6 protein-coding genes are annotated in these 4,479 nt (G+C 66.2%); 2 read left to right on the top strand and 4 right to left on the bottom strand.

The annotated features are described in order from the left end of the window. Positions 1 to 188: 188 nt before the first annotated feature. Both AC1DOC_RS20830 and AC1DOC_RS20825 read right to left on the bottom strand, forming a co-directional pair. Positions 189 to 785, bottom strand: coding sequence for a GNAT family N-acetyltransferase (locus AC1DOC_RS20830; RefSeq protein WP_027730514.1), 597 nt, complete (start codon positions 783 to 785; stop codon positions 189 to 191). A 19-nt stretch (positions 786 to 804) separates the two neighbouring features. Continuing rightward, positions 805 to 1,659, bottom strand: coding sequence for an AAA family ATPase (locus AC1DOC_RS20825; protein WP_015867237.1), 855 nt, complete (start codon positions 1,657 to 1,659; stop codon positions 805 to 807). 162 nt (positions 1,660 to 1,821) lie between these two features. Between AC1DOC_RS20825 and AC1DOC_RS20820 the strand changes: the two genes are divergently transcribed. Then, positions 1,822 to 2,514 (top strand): c-type cytochrome, encoded by a 693-nt coding sequence (locus AC1DOC_RS20820; RefSeq protein ID WP_015867236.1) that lies wholly within the window; start codon positions 1,822 to 1,824, stop codon positions 2,512 to 2,514. Between the two features lie 81 nt (positions 2,515 to 2,595). On the opposite strand, the gene pcaG is transcribed toward AC1DOC_RS20820, so the two are convergent. Then, positions 2,596 to 3,204, bottom strand: a complete 609-nt coding sequence (gene pcaG / locus AC1DOC_RS20815) for a protocatechuate 3,4-dioxygenase subunit alpha (RefSeq protein ID WP_018906848.1) — start codon at positions 3,202 to 3,204, stop codon at positions 2,596 to 2,598. A 20-nt stretch (positions 3,205 to 3,224) separates the two neighbouring features. Beyond that, positions 3,225 to 3,941: a protocatechuate 3,4-dioxygenase subunit beta gene (gene pcaH / locus AC1DOC_RS20810; protein WP_278881063.1), complete on the bottom strand. Its 717-nt coding sequence runs from the start codon at positions 3,939 to 3,941 to the stop codon at positions 3,225 to 3,227. A 107-nt stretch (positions 3,942 to 4,048) separates the two neighbouring features. On the opposite strand from pcaH, the gene AC1DOC_RS20805 reads away from it, so the two are divergent. After that, positions 4,049 to 4,479: LysR family transcriptional regulator (locus AC1DOC_RS20805; protein WP_478130403.1), on the top strand; the 431-nt coding region annotated here is incomplete at its 3' end.

The raw sequence follows: 4,479 nt of genomic DNA, 5'->3' as shown, positions 1-4,479 counted from the left end.
CCAGCGCGGTGCGCGAGAGATAGTAGAAGTCGTCCAGGCCGAAGGCGCCGTCGGAGTTGGGCCCCACCACGTCGGCCTGCAGCGCCTCGAGCAGCGTGAGGTATTCCTTGACCGAGACCGGCAGCTTGGCCGAGCGCAGCGTGTAGAAGAAATCGATCAGCATGGTCGGGCTTTCCTTGGGCTTCTCTTCAGCTTCGCGGCTTGTCGAGCAGGTAGAGCAGCTGGGCCTTCACCTCGGGCCACTCGCCCGCGGCAAGGCTGTACATCACGGTGTCGCGGATGGTGCCGTCGCGGCGCATCGCATGGCCGCGGATCACGCCGTCCTTCTTGGCACCGAGCCGCTCGATGGCGCGCTGCGAAGCAAAGTTGAAATTGTCGGTGCGCCAGCCCACCACGTTGCAGCCGAGGGTATCGAAGGCGTGCGTGAGCATGAGCAGCTTGCAGGTGGTGTTGACGTGGGTGCGCTGGCAGCGCCGGGCGTACCAGGTGTAGCCGATCTCCACGCGCTTCACGGCCGGCAGGATGTCATGGAAGCTGGTGCTGCCGAGCACGGTGCCGGTTTCGGCCTCGGTGACGGCAAACGCGAAGCGGTGGCCGGCCTCGCGCCCCTGCAGCGCGGTTTCGATGTAGGCGCGGGTTTCGTGCGGCTCGGGCACGGAGGTGACGCGCAGCTTCCAGAGCTCGCCGTCGGCCGCGGCGGCGCGCAGGCCCTCTTCATGATCGAGCGAGAGCGGCACCAGCGCGAGGTCGCGGGCCTTCAGCGTGACAGGTTCGACGAACGCCATTTCGCGGGCCCCGGAGCAGTTATCGGTTATTGCGCTGCATGAAGACGAGCTTCTCGAACAGGGTCACGTCCTGCTCGTTCTTGAGCAGCGCGCCCACCAGCGGCGGCACGGCGACCTTGTCGTCCTTGCTCTGCAGGGCCTCGAGCGGAATGTCCTCGGCCACCAGCAGCTTGAGCCAGTCGAGCAGCTCGGAGGTGGAGGGCTTCTTCTTGAGCCCGGGCAGGTTGCGCACGTCGTAGAAGGTCTTCATCGCGGAGGTGAGCAGCTCCTGCTTGAGGCCGGGGAAGTGCACCGCCACGATGCTCTTCATCGTTTCCGCGTCGGGGAACTTGATGTAGTGGAAGAAGCAGCGGCGCAGGAAGGCGTCGGGCAGCTCCTTCTCGTTGTTGGAGGTGATGAACACCACCGGCCGGTGCTTGGCGCGGATGAGCTCGCGCGTCTCGTAGCAGTAGAACTCCATGCGGTCGATCTCGCGCAGCAGGTCGTTCGGGAATTCGATGTCGGCCTTGTCGATCTCGTCGATGAGCAGCGCCACCGGCTGGTCGGCCGTGAAGGCCTGCCAGAGCACGCCCTTGACGATGTAGTTCTGGATGTCCTTGACGCGCTCGCCGCCGTCCACGTCCGCCAGCTGCGAGTCGCGCAGGCGGCTCACGGCGTCGTATTCATAGAGGCCCTGCTGCGCCTTGGTGGTCGACTTGATGTGCCACTGCAAAAGCGGCAGCCCGAGCGATTGCGCCACTTCCTCGGCCAGCATGGTCTTGCCGGTGCCGGGCTCGCCCTTGACGAGCAGCGGGCGCGTGAGCGTGATGGCGGCATTGACGGCCAGCATCAGGTCCTGAGTGGCGACGTAGTTGTCTGAGCCCTTGAATTTCATGAGTGAACGCGAGCAGGGTGGAGGAGGCGGGGTGGAGAAAAGAACACACTCGATTCGCTTCGTGCAGCCACTTGGACGGCTTGAAGGGGTTCCCGGAGGACCCTTGCATATAATCGAATGTTGATTCGAAAAACTGTATCTCCACGAGATTGTGCGCGCAAAATGAACAAGTTGTTGACCACGATGTTTGCCTTCGCTGTCGCTTGCGTGACGGTCTCGGCGCAAGCCCAGCAAGTCACGGGCAATGCCCAGGAGGGCGCCAAGAAGGTTGCCATGTGCGTGGGCTGCCACGGCATCATCGGCTACCAGGCCAGCTTTCCGGAGATCCACAAGGTCCCGATGATCGCCGGCCAGAGCGCCAGCTACATCACCTCGGCCCTCACCGCCTACAAGGGCGGCGACCGCAAGCACCCCACCATGCGCGCGATTGCCGACACCCTGAAGGAACAGGACATCGCCGACCTGGCCGCCTACTACAGCCAGCTGGGCCTGAAGGAAGGCGACGCGCCCCCGGCCGCGCTGGCCAAGCCCATGCCCGAGAACGTGCAGGCCCTGGTGTCGCGCGACAAGGACAACAGCTGCACCAAGTGCCACGGCGCCAACTTCAGCACGCCCAATGACGGCACGGTGCCCAAGCTGGCCGGCCAGCATGCCGACTACCTCTTCGTGGCGCTCAAGTCGTACCGCGTGAAGAACAACCTGCACCTGGGCCGCTCGAATGCGGTGATGGCACAGCAGGTCGAGCCCAAGAAGTTCAGCAACGCCGAACTCAAGACGCTCGCGAGCTACATCAGTTCGCTGCCCGGCGACCTCAAGACGGTGCCGGAATCGCGCATCCACCGCGCCGCCGAGTAAGCGCCCTCCCGTCCCATCAACAAGAAAGCCCGCATCGCGCGGGCTTTCTTGTTTGCGGGGCCGGCTGCTGGGCTGCTGGTGTCAGACGTCGAAGAACACCGTCTCCTGGGGCCCCTGCATGCGGATGTCGAAGCGGTAGCTCACCGCGCCGCCTTGCTCCACGCGCTCGGCAATCAGCGTGTGGCGGCGCTCGGCCGGCACGCTGGCCAGCACGGCGTCCTTGGCGTTGGCCTCGGCCTCGTCGCTGAAGTACACGCGCGTGAACGCATGCAGCAGCAGGCCGCGCATCAGCACGATCACGTTGATGTGCGGGGCTTCGCCCGGCGATTCGGCGCCCGGCTTCACGGTGTGGAACACGAAGCGGTTCTGCGCATCGGTGCCCGTGCCGGCGCGGCCGAAGGCGCGAAAGCCGATCTCGCGCGCCTCTTCGGGCGTCTGCGGATAGCGGCCCTCGCCGTCGGGCTGGCTGATCTCGACCAGCGCGTCGCCGATGGGGTTGCCGTCGCCGTCGATCACGCGGCCTTCGAGGCGGATGCGCTCGCCGCTGGCGTTGTCCAGGGCCACCACGCCGTCGAAGGGCTGGTCGAAGTCGTAGCCGTACTGCGCGGCGGTGAGGCCGTAGGCGAAGTAGGGGCCCACGGTCTGGGAGGGTGTCTGGCCGAAGTCGGCTTCCTGTGCGGTCATCAACATGGTGTGTGTCTCCTTCTTGCTCAGCGGTTTTCGAACGGCGTTTCGTCGGCGCCGCGCAGCACGATGTCGAACTGGTAGCCCAGCGCGTAGCCTTCCTCGGTGATGTCGAGGCTGAAGTCGGCGATCAGCCGGTTGCGGTAGCGCTCGGGCGTGCCAGTGACCATGGGGTCGTACTGCAGCAGCGGGTCGCCGGGGAAGTACATCTGCGTGACCAGCCGGCTCGCAAAGCTCTGGCCGAACAGCGACAGGTGGATGTGCTGCGGGCGCCAGGCGTTGGGGTGGTTGCCCCAGGGATAGGCGCCGGGCTTGATGGTGAGGAAGCGGTAGCGGCCTTCGCTGTCGGTCAGGCAGCGGCCCGCGCCCAGGAAGTTGGGATCGAGCGGCGCATCGTGCTGGTCGACCTTGTGCACGTAGCGGCCGGAGGCGTTGGCCTGCCAGAGCTCGACCAGCGTGTTGGCCACGGGGCGGCGGCGCTCGTCGAGCACCTGGCCGGTGAGGATCATGCGTTCGCCCAGCGGCTCGCCATTCTTGCGCGCATTGCGCGTCAGGTCGTGGTCGAGTTCGCCGATGCTGTCGTGGCCGTACACCGGCTGCTGCAGCTCGCCCAGCGAGGCCTTCAGCGGCACCAGGGGCTTCTGCGGGCCGCGCTTCGCGGTCGACTTGTAGCCGGGGTAGATGTACGAGGGATGGGCTTCCCAGTCGCGGGGGGTGAGGGTGGCCGGGGTTTTCGTCAACATGCCGTTGTCTCCTGTCGTGGGACGAATCGAATTTGGAAGCTGAACTTTAGAAGCCGCGTTCGATGATGTAAATTGAAGATTGGTCTGTTTTACATAACTATCAGTAATTGAAAACTCCCGCCGATCTTCGCCAGGACTTTGTGCGCAACGTGCAGCTGCGCCACCTGCGCTGCCTTGTCGCGGTGGCGCAGGAGCGCCATCTCGCGCGCGCCGCCGAGCGGCTGTCGCTGAGCCAGCCGGCGGTGTCCAAGACGCTGTCCGAGCTGGAGGCCATCGTCGGGGCGCGCCTGGTGGAGCGCGGCAATGCCGGGCGGCGCGGGGTGCAGGGGCTCGCGCCGGCCGGCGAGCAGCTGCTGGCCCACGCGCTGCGCGTGCTCGAGGCCATCGACGCCAGCGCGCAGGCGGTGGCGCCGGCCTCGGGCGAGCGCGTGGAGCGGCTGCGCATCGGCGCGCTGCCGAGCGTGGCGCCGGCGCTGCTGCCGGCGGCGCTCGCGCGCTTTCGCGAGCGCTGGCCGTCGGTGCAGGTGGTGGTGAAGAG

Source organism: Variovorax sp. 01T439_2 (assembly GCF_056398445.1).
This window is presented reverse-complemented; position numbering and strand designations above follow the sequence as displayed.

Bases quoted from the DNA above. Each gene is read 5' to 3' on its own strand.
- AC1DOC_RS20830 (WP_027730514.1), bottom strand. From the start codon at position 785: ATGGCGTTCGTCGAACCTGTCACGCTGAAGGCCCGCGACCTCGCGCTG.
- AC1DOC_RS20825 (WP_015867237.1), bottom strand. From the start codon at position 1,659: ATGAAATTCAAGGGCTCAGACAACTACGTCGCCACTCAGGACCTGATG.
- AC1DOC_RS20820 (WP_015867236.1), top strand. From the start codon at position 1,822: ATGAACAAGTTGTTGACCACGATGTTTGCCTTCGCTGTCGCTTGCGTG.
- pcaG (WP_018906848.1), bottom strand. From the start codon at position 3,204: ATGTTGATGACCGCACAGGAAGCCGACTTCGGCCAGACACCCTCCCAG.
- pcaH (WP_278881063.1), bottom strand. From the start codon at position 3,941: ATGTTGACGAAAACCCCGGCCACCCTCACCCCCCGCGACTGGGAAGCC.